Origin of the sequence: Solidesulfovibrio aerotolerans, from assembly GCF_009856865.1 — a bacterium.
Taxonomy (GTDB): domain Bacteria; phylum Desulfobacterota; class Desulfovibrionia; order Desulfovibrionales; family Desulfovibrionaceae; genus Solidesulfovibrio; species Solidesulfovibrio aerotolerans.
In genome coordinates this window covers 69,945-90,708 of the sequence record NZ_WVUD01000003.1, presented here as the reverse complement: position 1 = coordinate 90,708, position 20,764 = coordinate 69,945, and the positions used below count along the sequence as shown (strand labels likewise).

At 61.9% G+C, this 20,764-nt stretch carries 18 protein-coding genes; 8 read left to right on the top strand and 10 right to left on the bottom strand.

Features of this window, described 5'->3' with window-relative positions:
• Positions 1-40 precede the first annotated feature (40 nt).
• From GTA51_RS03180 to GTA51_RS03165, 4 genes are all read right to left on the bottom strand, one after another.
• Complete coding sequence (locus tag GTA51_RS03180) at positions 41-2,101, bottom strand: FAD-dependent oxidoreductase (protein ID WP_160958621.1); 2,061 nt, start codon at positions 2,099-2,101, stop codon at positions 41-43.
• On the bottom strand, positions 2,101-3,429 hold the full coding sequence (locus GTA51_RS03175; RefSeq protein ID WP_160958619.1) for a (Fe-S)-binding protein: 1,329 nt from the start codon (positions 3,427-3,429) through the stop codon (positions 2,101-2,103). Before GTA51_RS03175 ends, GTA51_RS03180 begins: the two co-directional genes overlap by 1 nt.
• Before the next feature lie 516 nt (positions 3,430-3,945).
• Entirely contained in the window at positions 3,946-5,262 is a 1,317-nt protein-coding gene (locus GTA51_RS03170; RefSeq protein ID WP_160958618.1) for an AarF/UbiB family protein, read from the bottom strand.
• On the bottom strand, positions 5,237-5,992 hold the full coding sequence (locus GTA51_RS03165; protein ID WP_160958616.1) for a TetR/AcrR family transcriptional regulator: 756 nt from the start codon (positions 5,990-5,992) through the stop codon (positions 5,237-5,239). Before GTA51_RS03165 ends, GTA51_RS03170 begins: the two co-directional genes overlap by 26 nt.
• A gap of 39 nt (positions 5,993-6,031) precedes the next feature.
• Here GTA51_RS03165 and GTA51_RS03160 point away from each other — a divergent pair, with 39 nt between their 5' ends.
• A complete protein-coding gene (locus GTA51_RS03160; protein WP_160958615.1) occupies positions 6,032-6,685 on the top strand; it encodes a DUF2867 domain-containing protein in 654 nt (217 codons plus the stop codon).
• A gap of 119 nt (positions 6,686-6,804) precedes the next feature.
• Here the strand turns inward: GTA51_RS03160 and GTA51_RS03155 are convergent, their stop codons facing one another.
• The 3 genes from GTA51_RS03155 to carB are packed head-to-tail and all read right to left on the bottom strand — an operon-like array spanning position 6,805 to position 11,839.
• Entirely contained in the window at positions 6,805-7,161 is a 357-nt protein-coding gene (locus GTA51_RS03155) for a hypothetical protein (protein ID WP_160958613.1), read from the bottom strand.
• A 6-nt stretch (positions 7,162-7,167) separates the two neighbouring features.
• Complete coding sequence (gene purF, locus GTA51_RS03150) at positions 7,168-8,586, bottom strand: amidophosphoribosyltransferase (RefSeq protein WP_160958611.1); 1,419 nt, start codon at positions 8,584-8,586, stop codon at positions 7,168-7,170.
• 16 nt (positions 8,587-8,602) lie between these two features.
• Positions 8,603-11,839: a carbamoyl-phosphate synthase large subunit gene (gene carB, locus GTA51_RS03145; protein ID WP_160958609.1), complete on the bottom strand. Its 3,237-nt coding sequence runs from the start codon at positions 11,837-11,839 to the stop codon at positions 8,603-8,605.
• 239 nt (positions 11,840-12,078) lie between these two features.
• Between carB and ileS the strand changes: the two genes are divergently transcribed.
• Genes ileS through GTA51_RS03110 form a run of 7 tightly spaced genes read left to right on the top strand, consistent with a single transcriptional unit; the run spans position 12,079 to position 18,377 of the window.
• Positions 12,079-14,904, top strand: coding sequence for an isoleucine--tRNA ligase (gene ileS, locus GTA51_RS03140; protein WP_160958607.1), 2,826 nt, complete (start codon positions 12,079-12,081; stop codon positions 14,902-14,904).
• Between the two features lie 3 nt (positions 14,905-14,907).
• Positions 14,908-15,399, top strand: a complete 492-nt coding sequence (gene lspA / locus GTA51_RS03135) for a signal peptidase II (RefSeq protein ID WP_160958605.1) — start codon at positions 14,908-14,910, stop codon at positions 15,397-15,399.
• Between the two features lie 16 nt (positions 15,400-15,415).
• Positions 15,416-15,646 (top strand): PLDc N-terminal domain-containing protein, encoded by a 231-nt coding sequence (locus tag GTA51_RS03130; RefSeq protein ID WP_160958604.1) that lies wholly within the window; start codon positions 15,416-15,418, stop codon positions 15,644-15,646.
• Positions 15,643-16,623 carry a tol-pal system protein YbgF gene (gene ybgF / locus GTA51_RS03125; RefSeq protein ID WP_160958602.1) on the top strand — a complete coding sequence of 327 codons (981 nt, stop codon included), beginning with the start codon at positions 15,643-15,645 and terminating at the stop codon, positions 16,621-16,623. The genes GTA51_RS03130 and ybgF overlap by 4 nt, the downstream gene beginning before the upstream one ends.
• A 24-nt stretch (positions 16,624-16,647) precedes the next feature.
• A complete protein-coding gene (locus tag GTA51_RS03120; RefSeq protein ID WP_160958600.1) occupies positions 16,648-17,091 on the top strand; it encodes an NIL domain-containing protein in 444 nt (147 codons plus the stop codon).
• A gap of 17 nt (positions 17,092-17,108) precedes the next feature.
• Positions 17,109-17,633, top strand: coding sequence for a PilZ domain-containing protein (locus GTA51_RS03115; RefSeq protein ID WP_160958599.1), 525 nt, complete (start codon positions 17,109-17,111; stop codon positions 17,631-17,633).
• Between the two features lie 6 nt (positions 17,634-17,639).
• Positions 17,640-18,377 (top strand): protein phosphatase CheZ, encoded by a 738-nt coding sequence (locus GTA51_RS03110; RefSeq protein ID WP_160958597.1) that lies wholly within the window; start codon positions 17,640-17,642, stop codon positions 18,375-18,377.
• A gap of 41 nt (positions 18,378-18,418) precedes the next feature.
• On the opposite strand, the gene GTA51_RS03105 is transcribed toward GTA51_RS03110, so the two are convergent.
• Genes GTA51_RS03105 through GTA51_RS03095 form a run of 3 tightly spaced genes read right to left on the bottom strand, consistent with a single transcriptional unit; the run spans position 18,419 to position 20,731 of the window.
• On the bottom strand, positions 18,419-19,144 hold the full coding sequence (locus GTA51_RS03105; protein ID WP_160958596.1) for an energy-coupling factor ABC transporter ATP-binding protein: 726 nt from the start codon (positions 19,142-19,144) through the stop codon (positions 18,419-18,421).
• A complete protein-coding gene (cbiQ, locus tag GTA51_RS03100; protein WP_160958594.1) occupies positions 19,137-19,904 on the bottom strand; it encodes a cobalt ECF transporter T component CbiQ in 768 nt (255 codons plus the stop codon). The genes GTA51_RS03105 and cbiQ overlap by 8 nt, the downstream gene beginning before the upstream one ends.
• On the bottom strand, positions 19,901-20,731 hold the full coding sequence (locus tag GTA51_RS03095; RefSeq protein WP_246197933.1) for a NikL family nickel/cobalt ECF transporter subunit: 831 nt from the start codon (positions 20,729-20,731) through the stop codon (positions 19,901-19,903). The genes cbiQ and GTA51_RS03095 overlap by 4 nt, the downstream gene beginning before the upstream one ends.
• Between the last annotated feature and the right edge of the window lie 33 nt (positions 20,732-20,764).

The following is a 20,764-nucleotide window of genomic DNA, read 5'->3' as shown; positions in this document are numbered from 1 at the left end:
CCACCTAGCATGAAATCCCCCCCCTGCCCAGGTTCTCCGGTCAGCTTCGACCAGCGAGATACACAATGGCCCGCATGGCCGCCGCCTGGGCTTCGGCCACGGACTCATCCAGCGGTTTGGGGCCAAGGCACAGCCCGGCGGCAAAAAGACCGGGCCGGGGCAGATCCACGGGCAATAGGACCGGATGCACCGGGGCAAGAAACCCGGGGCCGGTTGTCGGCAGGGCAAAAAGCGCCGCTGTCTCGGCCAGACCGACCGGGACCACAGGCACGGCCAGCACCAGCCGGTCCGGTCGCAGACGCACGCTGCGGCCAAGGAGGATATCCTCACCCGTGACGGCCAGATCGGCTCCCAGGCGTTCCACCCGGGGCGCTCGCTCGGGGTCGTAGCGGAAAAAGAGCACGCCCAGCCGCCGGGCCTCGGTGTAGAGGTCTTCGGATTCGCCGGGCGTGGTGATGTCGCGGTAAAAGACCGCCACCTGGGCACCGGGACGGCTTTTTTTCAGCTCCACGGCGGCGCACAGCGCCTGGGCGCAGCACACCCGGGCGCAGGCCGTAAAGCCATGGCGCTGCCGTGAACCCACGCACTGGATAAAAACCACGGTTTGCGGTGTATCGTCCGGTTCGGGATGGGTGCGCCGCCAGTTTTCAAATTCGAGCTGGGTCATGACTCGGGGGTCACGGCCGAGCAGATACTCGTCCGGCCGGGCCTCGCCGCTGCCAAGGGCCAGGACAGCCGCGCCAAAAGCGATCTCCTGCGTTCCCAGGGGTGTGGCGAGACTGCCGGTCCAGCCTTGCGGCGTTTGCGCCGCTGCGATCAGACGTGCGTCAGTCATGACGGTAATGCCCGGGAGGCTTTGGACCGCCTCGGCCATCTGCGCCACAGCTTCCTTTGTTTCCCGGCCCTTCCAGACCGTTGGATGCTTGCGCGGATGGCCGCCCAGGCGCGCACTCGCCTCAACCAGGGTCACGCGCTGCCCGCAGCCGGCCAGCCCAAGGGAGCAGGCCAGCCCGGCCGCCCCGCCGCCCAGGACCAGGACCGGCAGTGGTTCCCGGGGAGGCGGCGACACCCGGACCGCAGCCAGAGCTTCCAGGGCCGCAGCCGAGCCTTGGACCGAGGCCAGCGAGGCTTCGCCCGGACCGCCCAGGGTGCCGGCCACAAAAACGCCCGGTCGGCTGGTGGCCACCGGCGCATACGGATCGGTGGCCACGAAACCGCCCCGGCCAAGTTCCACCCCCGAAGCGTCCAGCATGGCCCGGTTGGCGGCCGAGAGGCCGATGCCGACCGCCAGGACCGCCATGTCCACGGCGTCCTGGCATTCGGTGCCCTGCTGGTCGATAAAGCGAAAGGTTACGCCGCGCCCGTCCGGGCCGGCGGCCAGGGTGTGGGGCCGGGCATAACGGACGGTGAGGCCCTGGGCTTCAGCCTGATTGAGGGCTTCCTGGGTGCCGGCCACATGGGCGCGCAGATCCATGGCGTAGAGGGTGCGGCGGGCTTGGGGCAGGGCCAGGGCCTGGCGCACGGACACGGCGCAGCACACGGCAGAGCAGGCCGGACGCTCTTCGGGCTGGTGCATTCGCGAGCCAACGCACTGGATAAAGGCCACGGACCGGGGGGGGCATCCGTCCGAAGGACGCACCACGCCGCCATCGGCAGCCAGCATGGTTTCCACGCTCAGGCTGGTGACCACATCCGGGACGACACCGTACGCCAGAAAATCAAGGCCGCCGGGTTGAAAGGGCGAACACCCCGTGGCCAGAATAACGGCTGCGACCCGGATCTGTTCCGTGCTCCCCTCCCCGGTCTGGCCCAGGACAGCGCACAATTCGCCGGGCGCACCAGTTACGGATTCCAGCCGACAGCCGAAGCGGACCGTGAGGCGCGGATGGGCCGCAACCGCTTGGGCCAGTTCGGCTACAAGCGCCTGGACCGGCTGTCCGGTCTGGACCAGGGCGGCAAGATGGGCCGCGCCGCCGCCAAGGCGCGTGCCGGCCTCAATGAGGAGCACCTCCTGCCCGGCTACGGCCAGATCGAGGGCGGCGCGCAGGCCGGCCAGACCGCCGCCGGCAACAAGCACAGGGAGTCGGTCCCGGGCGTCCATTAAAAGCCTCCGTCCAGTTCGGCTTGGAAATGCCGCTGCTGCAGGCGGCTGCGTTCCTGGGCCGCCTCGATTTCCGTCTGGGACCAGGGGGTGGCAATCATGGTTTCGGCCACCAACTGCCACAGGTATTTGACTTCATAGCGGCAGCGGCCGGGATAAAACCGGGGCAGGCGTTTTTGCAGTTGATCGCGGCAGTTGGCACAGCCCACCACCACCACATCGGCCCGGCAGGCTTCGAGCTGGGCCACCTTGAACCGGCCGTGGGCCGCGGATTCTTTTTCAAAAGGCATGGGCCAGTTGCCGCCGCCAGCCCCGCAACAATAATTGTTGGCCCGGTCCGGGTCCATGGCCACCACATTTTCCTGGCCCACGCAGGCAGCCAGGATGGCGCGCGGCTCATCGTAATAGCCCTTGCCGAAATGGCGTTCCAGTTCCCGGCCGTGTTTGCAGGCGTCATGCCAGACGTAGGTCCGCCCGGCATTGCGGGTCGGATCGAGCCGGATGCGGCCCGAGGCGATGCGCTCCAACAGGTAATCGTAGAAATACACGGCATCGACCTGACGCGACGGGTCTTGCAAGGCGCAGGTTTTAAGGCCCATGCGGCAACCGTACGATCCGCCGCCGCAGTCGGGGATCAGCAGCCGGGCCGCGCCGAGGCTGCGCATGAGATCGAGCTTGCGCCGGGCCAGGACCAGGGAGACATCGGGGTTGCCGGTGAAAAGCCCCCAATCTTCCGCTTCCCAGTTGCGCGACGGCACGGTCCAATTCTCCCGGGCGTTGTAAAAAATGCGCCACCACCATTTAAGATCATCAAAATCGCCGAAGACTTCTTTGGAATTGAGGAAAACGAGGAGATCGGCCCCCTGCTTGTCCACAGGCACGTAAAAGCCGGGGCACTCTTCTTCGGCGAGTTCGCCGCCAATGTCGCTTAAGGTGTCGAGGAAGTCTTCCAGGGGGATGGCCAGGGTGTTGCCGGTCTCCAGCACCGAGGCAACGCCCTTTTCCAGCGTTCCCGGGACGTTGGCCCGGGGCACCAGACCGCGCAGCAGGCTGAATACGGCGGTGAGGTCAATGCCCATGGGGCAGACATGGGAGCAGCGGCCGCAACTCGTGCAGACCCAGGGAAACGGCGAGGCCGCAGCCTCAGCTTCGCGCCCCATGGCCAGAAGGCGCACGGCCACCCGGGGATCAAAGCCTTCCATGCCCGGCGTCCCCGGGATGGGACAGCCGCTGGCGCAGGCCCCGCAGCCCAGACACGACCGGACGTCGAGGGCCTGCAACCGGTCCTGCAGTTCCGGCGAGGCGACGGCGAGTTCCAAAGGCTCCATGGCAGGCGGTCTCCTTGGGCGTTGCGCCGGGGATCAGGGCAAAAAAAATGACACCGGGGCCGGGGCGACAAATGCCTGGTGCTGACAATGGTTTCGTGAGCAAAGCAATGGCAAAACGGCGTATTCTCCAATTTCCTGGTTGCCTTGACCTTCCCATAACATGCAGTAAAATAAATTAAAATTGGTAATTTACCACGTATTTGGCCAACCGCAGGCAACCGGATTGAATTTACGGAAGAAAATGGGGGAAATAAAAAGCACGCCGGCCAGGGACGGTTTGGCCTTGCCCGGGCAACACGGCCTTTGCGCTCTTCGTGACTGGCTCTGGCCGAACGCAACGTCTCAGATCGGACCCGCGTAGAGCCGGGCACTGCGGGGGTGTCTTGGGGCCGCAACAAGCGCCCGCACGCAGAGCGCATTTTAGCGGAGAGCGGTCCATGCCGTCGCCTCAAACCGCAACAGGCGCAGGTGCATTCGGGGGCATTGGAGCGTTATGGCGGGCTTGGCCTGCCCCCCTTACAACGGATCGTTCTCTGCCCCGCTCCACTCGTATGCGTTGCGAAGCCGGACGCGACAGCCGAGCTTTTCATAGATACGCAAGAGGCCGTAGCGGGTTCGGTCGAGGAAGACCATGTCCGGGTTCATGGAAAAATGCCTGCGATGTTTCCACATGGCCCGCGAAAGTTCCCGGCCTTTGGCGATACATCCGGGAGCCGCAGCAAAATCGAACTCTTCGCAGGCATAGAGGCGGCCAAGCCAGCGGCCAAAGTCATAGGCGGTCTCGTAAACGGCTTCCTCCGTCTGCGCGTCAAGCTTTTCCTCGATGAAATGCAGGCTGCGCAGCAGATCAAAATACCGGTCCCGGTCGCCGTTGACCATGGCCTGGGGCAGCTTTCGGTACAACTCGACGAATTTTGGGGTGAAGGATTTGACGCAACCAAAATCCACCAGCCCAAGTGAAAGGTCTTCGCCAATGATGTAGTTGCCTGGATTGGGGTCGGCGTGGATGCGGCCCAGGCGGTAAAAGCTCTGGAGAAAAACGGCATTGAGCCGGGCGGCCACGAGATTTCGCGCCTCCAGTCCCGGATTGGTCTTAAGCCATTGATTCAGCGGCAGCCCGGGCAGCCTTTGGGCGCACAGAATCTCCTGCCCGCACCCCTTTTCCCAGACCTCTGGGACGCGCACGCCGGCAACAGTCAGATTGTCCCGGAAAAAGGCCATGTTGTCCGCCTCCAGGCGATAGTCCGTCTCCTCCAGGAATCGTGCTTCGATCTCATCGAAAACCTTCGCGATGCCTCGGACATCCGGCAGCCGCCCGAGCGTTCCCCGGATCAGGCCCATGTCGTCGCCGATGGTCTGCCGGATGCCCGGGTACTGAAGCTTGACCGCCAGCTTTGCCCCTTCTGGACTTGTCGCTTCGTGGACCTGCCCCAGGCTGGCCGCAGCAAAGGCGGTGGCCGTAAAGGAGGCAAAGACCTCGCCGGGATCGCAGCCCAGGGCGTTGGACGCCGCCTTACGGGCCAGAACCCTGTTCATGGGCAAAACCTGGTTGTAGGATTGCTCCAACTCATTGCAGACGACCTCAGGCAGAAGCTCCAGCTCCAGGCTCAAAAGCTGGGCGGTCTTGAGCGCGGCACCCCGGAGCATGCTCAAACAGGAAAACAGCAGCCGGGCGTTTTTTGCGTCCGCCTTTTCCCGGGCGTCGAGTCTGGCGTCCTCGCTGAGAAACGGCTTCCTTACCAGGTAGCCGAGCACGTTGGCGCCCACCTTTGCGGTGGTCGCGCTGCCGATGATTCCCCGCCGCAGCTTACCGCTTGGTACTTTTGCGCCCATCGCCGCCCTCCATAAAGGCCGTGACTATGGTTTTCAAGGCGTCCGCGCCGGGCCGCATACTTTCCAGGCGCGCGAGTACATGGCTCCTGAAGAGAAAAGAGCAGATATCATAGGCCTTTGTCGCCACGTTCGCTCGCAACAGGGCGCAGCCGAGATCCATGGTCTTGTCGATGAGAACGCTTGTGGCCGTGAACCGCTCGGATGCGTCTTTGAGCCAGTAAAGGACAATGCCAATGCAATAATCCCAAAATAAACGCACGATAATTTCCTCAAACAGCATGTCCTCGAACTCTCCCTTCTCCCTGGCCGCAGCAAAGGCTGCCGACACGGTCGCGAAGAAAGGCTCCTGGATCGGGCGAAGCTCCCGGGAGTTGGGCGGGATGGAGAAAAAAACTGAATGAAAGGTGGCCTGAAGGAATTCCCTGTCCGGCAGGAAAGCATGGAGGATTTCTTCGAAAAAAGCCTGAAGCCGCTCCTGGAATGAATGTTCGTCAAGCCCCTCGATCCGCTGCAGGCTCGCAGCCGCCTGTGCGAAGCGATCCTCATAATAGGCGAAAAAAATGGCCTCCTTGGTGGGAAAATAGTTGTAAATAGTGGCGTCGCCCACCCCGGCCTGCTGGGCGATTGCCCGCATGCTCGTCGCGCGGAACCCCTTTTCGATGATCAGAGCGACGGCGGCGTCAAGAATGGCCTGTCTGGTCTCAATCTTCTGCTTGGCGCTGATTTTCATACACCATTCCGAACATACTATTTATTAAACACATTAAACTTGACTTTTAAATATATTGATTTCAGATTGAGGTCAACATTTACGACGCGCCGTAGGAACGGCAGCGCACAAAACCCTAAAATACCGAAGGAAATTGAAATGATGCAAGAAAACGCCATCACCGCCATTCCTGAACTCGCCGCCATTTTCAACGGGGCCGACAACATCCATGTGGTAAGCGTGGACTGCCGCAAAAGCCTGCGCGAATTCCTGTCTGCTGTTTTGTCCTATATGCCAGGCTGGATGCGTTTTCTCTACCGCGTACGATGGGTTTTCGTCCGCCTGCTCGGGGCGAGGCAGGATGGTGTCCCGGCATCGCTGTTCGTGGCCCCGGACGGCGTCCCCTTCGCCAAAGGGGAGCAATCTTCGATTTTCACCGTCATCGAGGCCAGGGAAGACAGCTTCTGGATTGGAAAAGCAACCGATACAATGATCACCGGCTATCTGGGCGTGATTGCCGAACCGCTGGAAAGCGGCGCAAACCGCTTTCATATTGTCACCGGGGCGAAATTCCTCCATTGGACGGGGTCGATCTATTTCGCCATCATCAAGCCCTTTCACAACCTCGTGGTTGCCTGCATGGCCCGCGAAGGGGCCGCCGTGCTGGCGGGTACTCCAGAAGACGCAGTATTTGTCCAGGATAGTAAAGCGTAGCGGTACGGCAGGGAAAAAGGGATGCGAGACGTTGCTCTCCCTGTCGGACCGGCCCATGGAATAAAAAAGCGCACCGAAGAGGCTTCGGTGCGCTTGCAATCAAGATATGGCAGGATCAACTACAGCATGGCCTGAAGCAGAGCCATGGGCGTGGCCGAAGGGAGCATGATCCGCCGCTCGGGCAGGGCTTTTTCGGCAACCAGGGTCAGCCACTGGCGCGAGGTGGACAACTGGGCAAAGGTCAGCCAGCCGCGTCCGGTCTCGTCGCTGGTCAGGCCGTAGCCGATCAGTTCCACCCGGATGGTGTCGCGCTCGCCGAGCGGCAGCACGTCCACTGTCAGCGTCCGGGCGGCGCTGTCAATGGCCAGATACTGCACTTCGCCGTACTTGCTCAAAAACGGCTTGGCCGCCGAAAGAAGCAGTTTGGATAAGGACTTGTCCTTGGCCGAAGCCAAATCGATATTAAATAATGCCATGCGACGTTACCAGGAAAGGGCCACCGAAACGTCGTCCATACAGGTCTTGAGACCTTCCCCGCACGGCGGTATAATATACTTGCCGTCAAAGCAGGCCAGACAGTACGGCGGCTCCTGGCCGCTTTTGCAATGCACGGCTTCCAGCAGCCCCTCAATGCTCAGGTAATGCAGCGAATCGAGGCCGATAAACCGGGCGATATCGTCCACGGACTGGTGGGCGGCAATGAGTTCTCCCTTGGAAGAGAAATCGATGCCGTAAAAGCACGGATTGCGGATGGGCGGACAGGACACGCGCATGTGGATCTCACGAGCGCCGAGTTCGCGCAGGCGCTTGACCCGGGTGCGGATGGTGGTGCCGCGCACGATGGAATCTTCGACAATGAGGATGCGCTTGCCCTTAATCATGCTTTTGACCGGATTGAGCTTCACCCGCACGCTGAAATCGCGCATGTCCTGGGACGGCTGGATAAAGGTGCGGCCCACATAGTGGTTGCGCACCATACTCATCTCAAAGGGCAGTCCCGAGGCCTGGGAATAGCCGATGGCGGCGTAGAACCCGGAATCCGGGAACGGCATGACGTAGTCGGCGTCCACCGGCGCTTCATGGGCCAGGATGCAGCCCATCTGCTTGCGCCGTTCGTAGACCACCTCGCCAAAGACTTCCGAATCGGGCCGGGCAAAGTAGACCAGTTCGAAAATACACTGGCGCACGGGCTGGGGATCGCAAATGCGATAGGACTGGAGCCGGCGGTCCTGGATGACCAGCATCTCGCCCGGGGCCAGCGACCGGATTGCCTCGGCCTCCATGAGGTCAAAGGCGCAGGTCTCGGAAGCCAGCACATAGGCGTCGCCCATACGGCCGAGCATCAGCGGCCGGATGCCATGGGGATCGCGTACGGCAATGATCTTGTCGTTGACCAACAGCAGGATGCAATAGGCACCCTTGACTTTATTGCAGGCCATGATGACGGCTTCTTCCAGGGAATGGCCGTTTAAGTACTTGGCAATGAGGTGTACAAACACCTCAGAGTCGATGGTGGTCTGGAAGATGGAGCCAGAGGCTTCCAGTTCCGCACGCAACTCCATAGTGTTGACCAGATTGCCGTTGTGGGCAATGGCCATATGGTAGTCGCCAAAGCGCACCAGAAACGGCTGGCAGTTGCGTAAAAGCGAAGCTCCGGTGGTGGAATAGCGGATATGCCCCACTGCCACCGTGCCTTTAAGCTCTTTGCCAAGATGGCGTTCGCTGAACACGTCGGCGACAAGCCCCATGCCCCGCTGTTCGCGGATACGGGTGCCGTCCCAGGTGACGATGCCGGCGGATTCCTGCCCGCGATGCTGCAGGGCATAGAGTCCGAAGTAGGTCATCCGGGCCGCCTCGGGGTGGCCGTAGATGCCAAACAGTCCGCAGTATTCCTTTTTCATGGTGCGTCGCCCGGGGTTAGTTGGCCCCGTAATACTCCTGAAGGCTTTTGACGGTGAGCCCGATCCCGTCCATCTCGCGGATGGCCTGGGCCATGGCTTTGGCCCCGGCCGCCGTGGTGGTATAGGGGATGCCATAGAGCAAGGCCGTCTGACGGATGATCATGGAATCACGCACAGTGCGTTTGTCGGAAACGAGATTGATAACCAGACCGATTTCCCGGTTCTTCATGTGGTCGACGATATGGGGCCGGCCTTCAAAGACCTTCATGACCGGGGTGACGGCGATGCCCTTGCCGGCCAGATAGGCGGCAGTCCCCTTGGTGGCCATGATTTTAAAGCCCACTTCGCTAAGGATCTGGGCGGCCGGCAGGATGTCGTCCTTGGCGCTGTCGGGCACGGAGATAAACACCGTGCCGGATTGGGGCAGAACCTGGCCGGCACCGAGCTGGCTTTTCATAAAGGCCAGACCGACGGAGGCATCAATGCCCATGACTTCGCCGGTGGACCGCATCTCCGGCCCGAGCAGCACATCCACGCCCGGGAAGCGGTTAAACGGGAACACCGATTCCTTGACCGAATAGTAGCCGGATTTGCGCTCGGCCCAGGGATTGATCTCTTTGAGCTTGCCGCCCATGATGACCTTGGTGGCCAGCTTGGCCAGGGGCACGCCCGTGGCCTTGGACACGAAGGGCGACGTGCGCGAAGCCCTGGGATTGACTTCCAGGATATAGATGTCGCCGTCTTTGACCGCGAACTGGATGTTCATAAGGCCCACGACTTCCAGTTCTTCGGCCAGGGCCACAGTCTGGCGTTCGATTTCGGCGATCAGTGCCGGATCGAGGCTGTGCGGCGGCAGTACGCAGGCCGAGTCGCCGGAATGGATGCCGGCCTCTTCGATGTGCTCCATGACACCGGCCACATAGGTGTCGGTGCCGTCGGAAACGGCGTCCACGTCCACCTCGATGGCGTTGACCAGGAACTTGTCGATAAGGATCGGATGCTTGCCCGAGGCGACCACGGCCACCTTGAAGTAGTTTTCCAGATCGGCCCGGTCATACACAATTTCCATGGCCCGGCCGCCCAGCACGTAGGAAGGGCGCACCACTACGGGATAGCCGATCTTATCCGCGATGACGGCGGCGTCCTCGGCGGTAAAGGCTGTGCCGTTGTCCGGCTGGCGCAGGCCCAGCTTTTGGAGCATGGCCTGGAAACGCTCGCGGTTCTCGGCTCGATCGATGCTGTCCGGCGAGGTGCCAAGGATGCGCACGCCGGCATTGAGGAGCGGCACGGCCAGATTGAGCGGCGTCTGGCCGCCGAACTGGACGATGATGCCTTCGGGCTTTTCAACTTCGATGATGTTGAGCACGTCTTCAAAGGTCAGCGGCTCGAAATAGAGGCGGTCAGACGTGTCGTAATCGGTGGAAACGGTTTCGGGGTTGGAGTTGACCATGATGGATTCCACGCCCATCTCGCGCAGTGCATAGGAGGCGTGGCAGCAGCAGTAGTCAAACTCGATGCCCTGGCCGATGCGGTTGGGACCGCCGCCAAGGATGACCACCTTGCGGGCGGCCTTGGGCGCGATTTCCTTGCCGGTTTCGTAGGTCGAATAGTAATACGGCGTGTAGGCTTCGAACTCGGCGGCGCAGGTATCAACCAGATAATACGTCGGGGTGATGCCCATGTCCTTGCGCAGCTTGCGAGCCTCAAGGCTCGAGCCCAGGCCGAAAAGCGAAGCGATCTGCGGATCGGAAAAGCCGTTTTGCTTGGCCGTGAGGACCAGTTCGCGGCATTCGGTGTTGGCAACAGCGATCTTATCCTTGGGGAAGGCCGCCAGCACGGCTTCCATGTCCACGATTTCTTTGAGCTGGCGCAAATACCAGGGATCGATCCAGGTGGCGTCGAAGATATCTTCCAAGGATACGCCGCAGCGCATGGCTTCGCGCACCTGGAACAGCCGCCGGGAATTGGGCTTGCGCAGATCGGCCAGCACCTGCTCCCGGTCGGATTCGCACACACCGGTCAACGCCGAAAAGCCCGTGGCCCCGATTTCCAGGGAGCGCAGGCCTTTTTGCATGGCTTCCTTGAAATTGCGGCCGATGCTCATGGCCTCGCCCACGCTCTTCATGGCAGTGGTTAAGTAGTCTTCGGAGCCTGGGAATTTCTCGAAGGTGAAACGCGGGATCTTGACCACGCAGTAGTCGATGCTCGGCTCAAAGGAGGCCATGGTCTCGCGGGTGATATCATTGGGAATTTCGTCCAATGTATAGCCCACGGCCAGTTTGGCCGCAATTTTGGCGATGGGAAAGCCGGTGGCCTTGGAGGCCAGGGCCGAGGACCGCGACACACGCGGGTTCATCTCGATGATAAACATCTCGCCGTCGGCCGGATTGACGGCAAACTGGACGTTGGAACCGCCGGTTTCGACGCCGATCTCGCGCATGATGGCAATGGCGGCGTTGCGCATCATCTGATATTCGTCGTCGGTCAGCGTCTGGGCCGGGGCCACGGTGATGGAATCGCCGGTGTGTACGCCCATGGGATCGATGTTTTCAATCGAGCAGATGATGACGCAGTTGTCGGCCTTATCGCGCATCACCTCAAGCTCGAATTCCTTCCAGCCGATAACCGAGCGCTCCAGCATGATTTCGCTTTTCATGCTGGCAGCCAGACCGACTGCGGAAATCTTTTCCAGGTCTTCCTGGTTGTAGGCCACGCCGCCGCCGGTGCCGCCGAGGGTGAAGGCCGGGCGCACGATGATGGGGAAGGGAATACGCTTGCCCCAGTCCCGCACGTCGTCCATGGTGTGGCAGATGCCGCTTTGCGGAATCTTTAAGCCGATGTTGTCCATGGCGTTGCGGAACAGATCCCGGGATTCGGCCTTTTTAATGGCTTCCAGGGACGCACCGATCAGCTCCACGCCGTATTCGGCCAGAACGCCGGACTCGGCCAAAGCGACTGCCGTATTGAGGCCAGTCTGGCCACCCAGGGTCGGCAGCAAGGCATCGGGTCTTTCCCGGGCGATGATGCGGGCCACGGTTCCGGGCTCGATTGGCTCGATGTAGGTACGGTCGGCCAGTCCCGGGTCCGTCATGATGGTGGCGGGGTTGGAATTGACGAGGACCACTTCGTAGCCCTCTTCTTTAAGGGCTTTGGCGGCCTGAGACCCGGAATAGTCGAACTCGCAGGCCTGTCCGATGACAATAGGCCCCGAGCCGATGATCATGATTTTTTTTATGTCCGTCCGTTTAGGCATGGGCGTGGGGTATTTTTTTTAGAGGGTGAAACGATGTAAGCGGAACCGCACAGGGATAAGCCACTTCGCCCCTTTGGGCAAGGGGTTTGCTCCGGGGGCCGGCTGGACGTTTTTTGGCACAGGCATCAGCCGCCGCGCGGTGGTCCGCCTGGGCCTTTCTTGACTTCCGGGCCGCCTTGTTTCAAAAAGCCTGTTTCTCCAGCGTCGCTTGGATGCCGGAAATAGCGCAAGGACACTCCATGAGCACCGATTATAAAAAGACCCTCAAGCTTCCCCAGACCTCTTTTCCCATGAAGGCAAATTTAAAGGAAAAAGAACCGGAAACACTCAGATTCTGGGCTGAAAGCGACATTTACCGGCGCATGCTTGCCGACCGGGAAGGTGCCCCCCGCTACATCCTGCACGACGGCCCGCCCTACGCCAACGGCCATCTGCACATGGGCCATGCGCTCAATAAAATATTAAAAGATATCATCGTCAAATCCCGCCATATGGCCGGCCAGCAAGCGCCCTACGTGCCCGGCTGGGACTGCCACGGCCTGCCCATCGAGCACAAGGTGTCCCAGGAGCTCAAAGCCAAGGGCAAGGAAAATCTGCCCGCCGTCACCGTGCGCCGTTTGTGCCGGGACTACGCCAAGAAATTCGTCGATATCCAGCGCAAGGAATTCAAGCGTCTGGGCGTTTTTGGCGACTGGGACGACCCGTATTTGACCATGCACCCCTCCTACGAGGCGGCAACGGCCCTGGCGCTGTGCGATTTCGTGGAGCGCGGCTCGGTCTATCGGGGCAAAAAGCCCATCCACTGGTGTCTGTCCTGCCAAACCGCCCTGGCCGAGGCCGAGGTGGAATACGCCGACGAGACTTCACCGTCGGTCTATGTCCGCTTTCCGCTGACCGATCCCAAAATCAAAGACATCTTCCCCATGGCCGACCCGGCCAAGGCCTACGCCGTCATCTGGACCACCACGCCCTGGACCCTGCCGGACAACATGGCCGTGGCGGTGCACCCGGACTTTGACTACGTGCTGGTGGCCGCTGGCGAGAGCCAGTACGTCCTGGCCCGGGAGCTGCTCGACACCGTGCGCGAGCTGTTTGGCTGGACCGAGGCGACCATCCTGGCCGAGACCCCGGGTGCTGCCCTGGAAGGCTTGGCCGCCCGGCACCCCTTCTACGACCGCCCTTCGCCCATCGTCACGGCCGATTACGTGACCCTCGACGCCGGTACGGGGCTGGTCCACACCGCCCCGGGCCACGGCCGCGAGGACTACGACACCGGCCTTCGCTACGGCCTCGACATCCTTTCGCCTCTGGACGACGCCGGCCGATTCCTCGACGTGGTGCCCTATTTTGCCGGGCTTACGGTCTGGGAAGCCAACCCGAAAGTCATTGAGAAGCTCAAGGAAACCGGGCATCTGCTGGCGCTCAAAAAACTCAAGCACTCCTATCCCCACTGCTGGCGCTGCAAGGAGCCGGTCATTTTCCGGGCCACCACCCAGTGGTTTGTTTCCATGGATGCCAATGAACTGAGGGCCAAAGCCCTGGCCGCCATCGCGGGCGACGTGGAATGGATTCCGGCCTGGGGCAAGGAACGCATCCACAATATGATCGCCTTTCGCCCGGACTGGTGCATCTCGCGCCAGCGCACCTGGGGTGTGCCGATCCTGGCCCTTTTGTGCGAGTCCTGCGACGCGGCCTACAACGACGCCGCCTGGATGCGCTCGGTGGCCGAAAAGTTTGCCGATCATGAACGCGGCTGCGACTACTGGTTCGAGGCCGAGCTTGCCGACATCGTGCCGGCGGGATTGACCTGCCCCCAGTGCGGCGGCAATCATTTCCGCAAGGAAACCGACATCCTGGACGTGTGGTTTGATTCGGGCACGAGCTTTGCGGCGGTGCTGGAAAAACGCCCGGAACTGGGCTTTCCGGCCGACATGTATCTCGAAGGCTCGGATCAGCACCGGGGCTGGTTTCACAGCTCGCTTTTGGCTGCCATGGGCACGCGCGGCGTTGCCCCGTACCGGCAGGTCCTCACCCACGGCTACGTGGTGGATGGTGATGGCCGCAAGATGTCCAAGTCGCTGGGCAACGGCATGGAACCCCAAGAAATCATTGACAAGCATGGGGCGGAAATTCTGCGCCTGTGGACGTCGGCCGTGGATTATCGCGACGACATCCGCATTTCCGACGAGATCCTGGCCCGGCTGGTGGAAGCTTATCGCCGCATCCGCAACACCTGCCGGTTTATCCTCGGCAATCTGGCCGACTTCGATCCGGCCGCAAGCGACGTGGCTCCCGAGGCCATGCTGCCGCTCGACCGCTTTGTCCTGGACACCGTGGCCCGCGACCACGGCCGTATGGTCGAAGCCTATGGCGTTTACGAATTCCACAAGGTCTTTCACACCTTGCACAACCTGTGCGTCACCGACTTGTCGGCCTTTTATCTCGACATTTTAAAAGACCGTCTTTACGTTTCGGCCACCAACTCTCTGGAACGCCGCTCGGCCCAGTCAGCCCTGTGGCGCATCCTGCGGATGCTGCTGCTCGACATGGCCCCGATCCTGTCGTTTACCGCCGAAGAGGTCTATCGCCACATGCCGGTTTGCCAGCGCGGCGAGGGGGCCTCGGTATTCACCCTGCCCCCCAGCGACGGCCTTGGCGGCTGGCGGTTGGACACGGCCACCCGGGAACGCCTGGAACTGGTCTTTGCCCTGCGCGGCGAAGTGACCCGGGCCATCGAACCCCGGCGCAAGGCCGGCGATGTCGGGCATTCGTTGGAGACTGCTGTGGTTCTGTATCTGCCTGAGGCGGTGCTGGCCTCGGTGGCTGGTCTGGACATGGATTTGCGCGAAGTGTTTATCGTGTCCCAGGTGTCGCTGGCCCCGGCCGAGACGGTACCGGCGGATGCTACCGCCTGCGAAAACGTGGCCGGAGCCGCTATCGGGGTGTCCCGGGCCAAGGGCGAAAAATGCGCCCGCTGCTGGGTGTACTACGAGGAAATGGCCGGACCGCAGGCCCCTGACCTGTGTCCGCGCTGCGCGGCTGTCCTGGCCGCCGAAGGTGTTTAGACCATGCGGCTCAGTTACAAAATAGCGGCCCCCCTGGCCGCTGCCATCGTTATCCTCGATCAGATCACCAAGCTGTGGGTCCAGGATCATCTGGTGCTTTTCACCACCCATCCGGTCATCCCGGGCTTTTTCAACCTCGTCCATGTGCTCAACCGTGGCGCGGCGTTCGGTTTTTTAAACCGGTCAGATATCGAGTGGCAGACGTATTTCTTCTTCGCGGCCACGGCTCTGGCCGTCATGATTATCTTTCATCTGCTGCGTATGGCCCGCGACGACGACAAACTGCTCATCATCGGCCTGGCCTGCATCCTAGGCGGGGCACTGGGCAACCTCATCGACCGCATCAAGACCGGTGAAGTCGTGGATTTCCTGGATTTTTATTGGAAAAGTTACCACTGGCCAGCCTTTAACGTGGCTGATATCGCCATATTCCTGGGGTCGCTTGGGCTGCTGGTGGCCTTTTACCGTTTCCGCCGGCCCACGTCCGGCTCCTAACACCGTAAGGACGCACATGATCCTGCCTGAACTTCCGGCCATGACGCCGGGCCAGATGGCCCTTTTGTTCGCGCTTCTGGCGCTGCCCATCCTTCCCAATTTCATTGCGATATGGCACAGCTTCCACAGAGAGTTTCCCACCCACATGGAGAAGATGTTCTGGTTCCTCCTGGCCATTTTCGTGCCCCTGCTGGGAGGTATTATCTACCTTATCTGGGGACGCAAGCGAGGTCGCAAGCCGTCATGAGAACCCGTCACGCCAAAGGCACGGCGCTGTCAGCCGCCCTGCTCGCCGCTCTACTTGGTGGATGCGCGCCGGCTCCCAAAGCCCCGTCGCCGCTCAATACCCCGGCCGACATGTGGGCTGAACTGGAGAACACCAAGGGCGAACTGCGCCGTTTAAACGCCAAGGTCGAGGAATTGACCCAGCAGGTGGAGCACAACCGGCAAGACCCGGAACTGGCCGGCCGCTTGACCCGCCTGGAAGGTCAAGTCAGCCGCATGGCCTCGCAGCTGGCCATCGACGTCGATGCCAGCGGCGCTCCCCGGCCGGCCGCCCAACCCGGTTACGGCGCAGGGACCGCGACACCCCAGCCCGGCTACGGCACAGGTGCCGGCTACGCAACCGCCCCCCAAACCGGGTATGGTGCTGCGCCACAAACCGGATACGGCACAGCTCCCCAGGCTGGCTATGGCCAGGGGCAAGGCGGCTATGGCGCGCCGGCCCAGGCCGGCTACGGCAGCGATACCGACGAACCATCCATCCCGCCCAATACCGCGTCCGGCTACGGTGCCCAGGCTCCGGCTGCGGCCCCGCCCGCCCCCAGCGCGCCGCCGGTCGTGGCCGAAACGCAGAATCCGGCCGACGCGGTCTATGCCAAGGGGCTGGCCAGCTTCAATGCCCGCCAATACCAGCAGGCACTCGGTATTTTCCAGGAGTTTGCCCGGGGTTTTAAAACCAGCCCGCTTATGCCCAACGCCCAGTTCTGGATGGGCGAATGCTATTTTCAACTTGGGGATTTCGCCAATGCCGCCCTGGCCTATCAGGAAGTCATCGAGAAATATCCGAAAAGCGCCAAGCATGCCGACGCCCTTTTCAAGCGCGGCGTGGCTTTTTCCAAGCTCGGCAATGCCGGAGCCGCCAAGTTGTCGTTTAAGGAAGTTATCGACAAATACCCGGATTCCGCCTTTGCCGCCCGGGCCAAAACCATGATGCCCAAGTAGGGCCGGCAAGGAGCGAGGGTTTTGATGGACACGCCACAAGACAAGCAGTACCGCAAGGTCGTCTACCTGACCTTTCCGCCCGAGGCCTCCGGCAAGCCACTGGTCTGCGATCTGTCCCGGGTGCACGGCCTGGCTTTCAGCATCCTGCAAGCCCGGATCACCCCGCGTCACGAGGGCCAGATGACGATTGAGATTACCGGCCCAAGAGACGCCTACGAGCGCGGCATCGCCTATCTCAAGGACCATGACATCGGCGTGGTTCCGGTGGCCCAGCGCATCTCCCGGGACGACGACAGTTGCATCCACTGCGGCATGTGTACGGCACTGTGCCCGACCAAGGCCCTGTCCCTCAATATTGAAACCCGACTGGTGGAATTTGACGATGAAACCTGTTCGGCCTGCGGCATGTGCACCAAGGTCTGCCCGGTCAAGGCCATGGAGATGTTGCTCGAAAACGGCGTGATGTAGTCGCAAAGGTGTCTGCCGTGGAAGAAAAACGCTCGTACATGCGCATTCCAACGCGCCTGCGTGGCCACTTGCGGCTGCTGCCAGGCCCCGAGGACATGCCGCTTTACCGTGAAACGCCGCCCATGGGCTCAACGGCCATCATCCTTGATCCTCGTGAAACCGGCATGAGTGAACCACTCTATGCCATGCTTTCCACCATCAACACCAAGCTCGATATGCTGCTGTCCATGCAAAACCGCGATCTCTTGGAGGCGGACTTCCCAGTCCCCATGGATATCGTGGAAATCAGCGGCGCGGGTGTCCGGTTTTTAAGTCTGACCGAGTTGCCGCTGGAGCAGCCCGTGGAAGCCGTTCTCATCCTGTCGCGTTTTCCTTTGCGCATGGCCGGGGCCATTGGCCAACTCGTTCGTTGCGAGGAAGCCGATGGTGCGTATACCTACGCCCTTGATTTCACCCGCATCCGGGAACGCGATCTGGAAAGCATTGTGCAATTCGTTTTTCAAAGCCAACGCGACGAGCTTCGCGGGAAAAAATGGGACTGATGCCGTATGGTCAACGACGAAGAACTGCTCGACCGCCTGCTTGAAAAGATCGTTCAGGAAGTGGTGCCTGATCTGCGCGAAAGTATTAGCGCCACCATTGAACGGGAAGTGGCCAGAACGCTGTCCCGGGCACTTTTGGAAAGCGAATTCCACAAACGCCTCAACCTGGAAATGCAGCAAGGCTTGCAGGACATCTATAAAGAGATTGTCCAGGCCGCCAAGCACGACAATGAGCCGCCAACTCCCGGCGGCCGGCAGCAGGCCGACCAGCTGTTCCAGGAAGCCGCCCAGCAGCTCGACAACATCCTCCAGACTACGGAATCGGCCACCACGGAGATCATGGACATCGTCGAGAAGCACATGGAGTTGCAAGCCGAGTCGGCCGGCGTCCTGGCCGGACTGCCCGGCGGCTATGCCGGTCCCCGGGACGTGGCCAAGTTGCAAAGCGCCAACGAGGCGCTGGGCGAAGACCTCATGCGCATCATGACCACGCTCAGTTTCCAGGATCTGACCGGCCAGCGCATCAAGCGTATTATTTCGGCGATTAAAAAGGTCGAACAGATCGTTTTGGAGCTGTACCTGTCCACCGGATTGCAGATTCGCGCCCAGGCCGAAGCCCCGGACCGCGATATCGAGGAACTCAAAGCCGAGGCCAAGCAGAAAGTGTCCGAACTCAAAGGACCGCAAACCGACGTCCAGCAGGGCGCGGTGGACGATCTGCTGGCCCAGCTCGGCCTGGATTGATCGAGCCTGCACCAGCGACTTTTAAGCGCCGCCCCTGCCCTTTAGTGGTGATGATGCTCGTGATCGCCCATGGGGTGGCCGTGGACATGGCGGTGCAGGATGAAATCCGGGTTGCGGATCAGCTGACCGCTCTGGATGGAATAGTAGGTGTCCGTGACCTGGGCGAGAAAATCCCAGTCGTGGGAAATAACGATCATGGGCTTGGCCAGATGGGCCAGGATGTCCACGAGGCGGTTTCGCGTGTCGGGGTCCAGCCCCCCGGTCGGTTCGTCCAGGAGCAGCGCTTCGGGTTCCATGGCCAGCACGCCGGCCAAGGACACGAGTTTTTTCTCGCCGCCAGAGAGGCGATGGGCCAGCCGGTCGCCAAAGCCGGCCAGCCCCAGCATGGCCAGGGTCTGTTCGGCCAGTTCCCGGGCGGCCCCCCGGGACAGGCCGCGATTGAGCGGCCCAAAGGCCACGTCGTCAAGCACCGTGGGGTAGATGATCTGATCGTCGGCGTTTTGCAGCAGCATGCCGATGCTGCGCCGCACCTCCCGAAAATCCCGTTCCGTCGTCATCACCCGCCCCTTGTGGCGCACTGCACCGGCTTGGGGGGGCAGCAAGCCCATGATCACATGGAGCAGCGTGGTCTTGCCGGACCCGTTGGGACCGTAGAGGCCGATGCGCTCTGACGCCTCCAAACGAAAATTCAGACCGGACAGCACGGGAACCGTTTTTCCCGGATACATGAAACCCACCTGCACCAATTCCAGCAACGGCTCAGACATTTCCTCTCCCGGCCAACCATTCGATCCAGACCGCGCCAGCAGCCAGCGCCACGACGCAGCCCAGAAATAGCACATCCCGCCTGCCGGCCGCAAACCGGTCCAGGCAGGGAAACACCCCGGTAAAACCGCGCAGCAGCATGGCCTGATAGACCCGCTGGGAGCGGTCGTAGCTGCGCACCAGCACCATGGCCACCAGGGCGGCATAGGTCCGGTAGGTGCGCCCGTCGGTTGCCGGCACAAAGCCCCGCAGCCGGGCCGCTGTGACCAACCGGCCGTATTCTTCGGCAATGACGTGCAGATAGCGGTAGGTAAAGACAAAGAGAAAGGAAAATTTGGCCGGCGCGCCAAGGGCGGTCAAGGCCCGTCCCAGGGCCGGAGCCGGGATGGTGCCCATAAGCGACAGGACGCACAAAAAGACGGCATTGGCCTTAAGCGTCACGAGGCCGGCCAGGGCGACGCCCTCCCGGGTGACGGTCAGGCCCAGCCCCTGCCACAGGGGCATTCCCGGGGTGGAGACCGGCAAAAACAGCCAGAGAAAGATGATAAAGAGGTTGACCGCTGCCGCGCGGCGCAACACCAGCTTGGCCGAGACCCCGGACAAGACGGTCAACACCAGTCCGGCCCCGAGAATGAGCAGCGGCGTTTGCGGGGTGCGGGCCAGGGCGGCGACCAGGGACAGGAGCAGGCAGGCAGCCAGGCGATAGCGCGGGTCCAGGGCGTGGATAGGCGAGGTTCCCCCGGCGAAGTGTTCGTCGATCATGCGCCGGGGCGTCCCCGCCGGCTGCCGGCGTAGGCGGCGATACCGGCCAGTCCCACCAGCCAGCCGATACCGCCGAGGATTTCGGTCAGGCCCGGCCCTTTTTCCTTTTCGCCCACGAGGATGGCACGCAGGGGCGCGATTTTTTTCTCCACCGCCGCTTCGACAAGGGCCGACAACGCCGCCGGGTCCAGGACGACGCCCCGGGATTCGGCCTGGGCAACGACTGGTGCGCCCGCAGGGACCGCGTCTGTCTGGCCGGTCCTCGGCGGGCCGCCGGCCGGAGCTGCGCCCGAGAGAGCGATGGTCGTGGCCGGGATCGCCGCCGGCGAGGCCGCCATTTGCGGGGAGTGCACCGGGTCCGCAGCCGAGGCAGGGGACGCAGGCCCGGCTGATGCGGCTGGCGTGGCGATTCCGGCAGGTGCGGCGAGTGCAGCAGATACGGCAGGCACCGCAGGCGCGGCCGATGCCGCAGGCATTTGATACTCCCCGGCCGTCACGACGCTGCCATTTTGATGCCCCTCCCCGGCCCGCAGCACAATGCGCAGATCGGCTTTGGCCGCCCGGGCAGCCGGCGGCACAGGAAACCGGAAAGCGCCCTTTTCGTCGGTCTTGCCGGTCAGGTACACCGCGCCCGTGGCAGCGTTTTGCACGGCTATTTCACCAAAACGCACCCGTTCAGAACGGCTGTAGCTGCATTCCACCACCACCTCATTGCCTTCAACATATGCAAACACGTTGACCCGGTGGGCCAGCGCCGGACAGGCCCAGACCGCAAGCAGCAGCGCAACCCCGGGCATGGCCCAAGGGCGCAAAAGGACACGCATCATGGTGACTCCTTGCCTCGCATTCTCTAACCAACC

What these genes read in the sequence shown, in the direction of transcription:
- GTA51_RS03180 (WP_160958621.1), bottom strand. Translation starts at nt 2,101, where the DNA reads ATGGACGCCCGGGACCGACTCCCTGTGCTTGTTGCCGGCGGCGGTCTG.
- GTA51_RS03175 (WP_160958619.1), bottom strand. Translation starts at nt 3,429, where the DNA reads ATGGAGCCTTTGGAACTCGCCGTCGCCTCGCCGGAACTGCAGGACCGG.
- GTA51_RS03170 (WP_160958618.1), bottom strand. Translation starts at nt 5,262, where the DNA reads ATGGGCGCAAAAGTACCAAGCGGTAAGCTGCGGCGGGGAATCATCGGC.
- GTA51_RS03165 (WP_160958616.1), bottom strand. Translation starts at nt 5,992, where the DNA reads ATGAAAATCAGCGCCAAGCAGAAGATTGAGACCAGACAGGCCATTCTT.
- GTA51_RS03155 (WP_160958613.1), bottom strand. Translation starts at nt 7,161, where the DNA reads ATGGCATTATTTAATATCGATTTGGCTTCGGCCAAGGACAAGTCCTTA.
- purF (WP_160958611.1), bottom strand. Translation starts at nt 8,586, where the DNA reads ATGAAAAAGGAATACTGCGGACTGTTTGGCATCTACGGCCACCCCGAG.
- carB (WP_160958609.1), bottom strand. Translation starts at nt 11,839, where the DNA reads ATGCCTAAACGGACGGACATAAAAAAAATCATGATCATCGGCTCGGGG.
- ileS (WP_160958607.1), top strand. Translation starts at nt 12,079, where the DNA reads ATGAGCACCGATTATAAAAAGACCCTCAAGCTTCCCCAGACCTCTTTT.
- lspA (WP_160958605.1), top strand. Translation starts at nt 14,908, where the DNA reads ATGCGGCTCAGTTACAAAATAGCGGCCCCCCTGGCCGCTGCCATCGTT.
- GTA51_RS03130 (WP_160958604.1), top strand. Translation starts at nt 15,416, where the DNA reads ATGATCCTGCCTGAACTTCCGGCCATGACGCCGGGCCAGATGGCCCTT.
- ybgF (WP_160958602.1), top strand. Translation starts at nt 15,643, where the DNA reads ATGAGAACCCGTCACGCCAAAGGCACGGCGCTGTCAGCCGCCCTGCTC.
- GTA51_RS03120 (WP_160958600.1), top strand. Translation starts at nt 16,648, where the DNA reads ATGGACACGCCACAAGACAAGCAGTACCGCAAGGTCGTCTACCTGACC.
- GTA51_RS03110 (WP_160958597.1), top strand. Translation starts at nt 17,640, where the DNA reads ATGGTCAACGACGAAGAACTGCTCGACCGCCTGCTTGAAAAGATCGTT.
- GTA51_RS03105 (WP_160958596.1), bottom strand. Translation starts at nt 19,144, where the DNA reads ATGTCTGAGCCGTTGCTGGAATTGGTGCAGGTGGGTTTCATGTATCCG.
- cbiQ (WP_160958594.1), bottom strand. Translation starts at nt 19,904, where the DNA reads ATGATCGACGAACACTTCGCCGGGGGAACCTCGCCTATCCACGCCCTG.
- GTA51_RS03095 (WP_246197933.1), bottom strand. Translation starts at nt 20,731, where the DNA reads ATGATGCGTGTCCTTTTGCGCCCTTGGGCCATGCCCGGGGTTGCGCTG.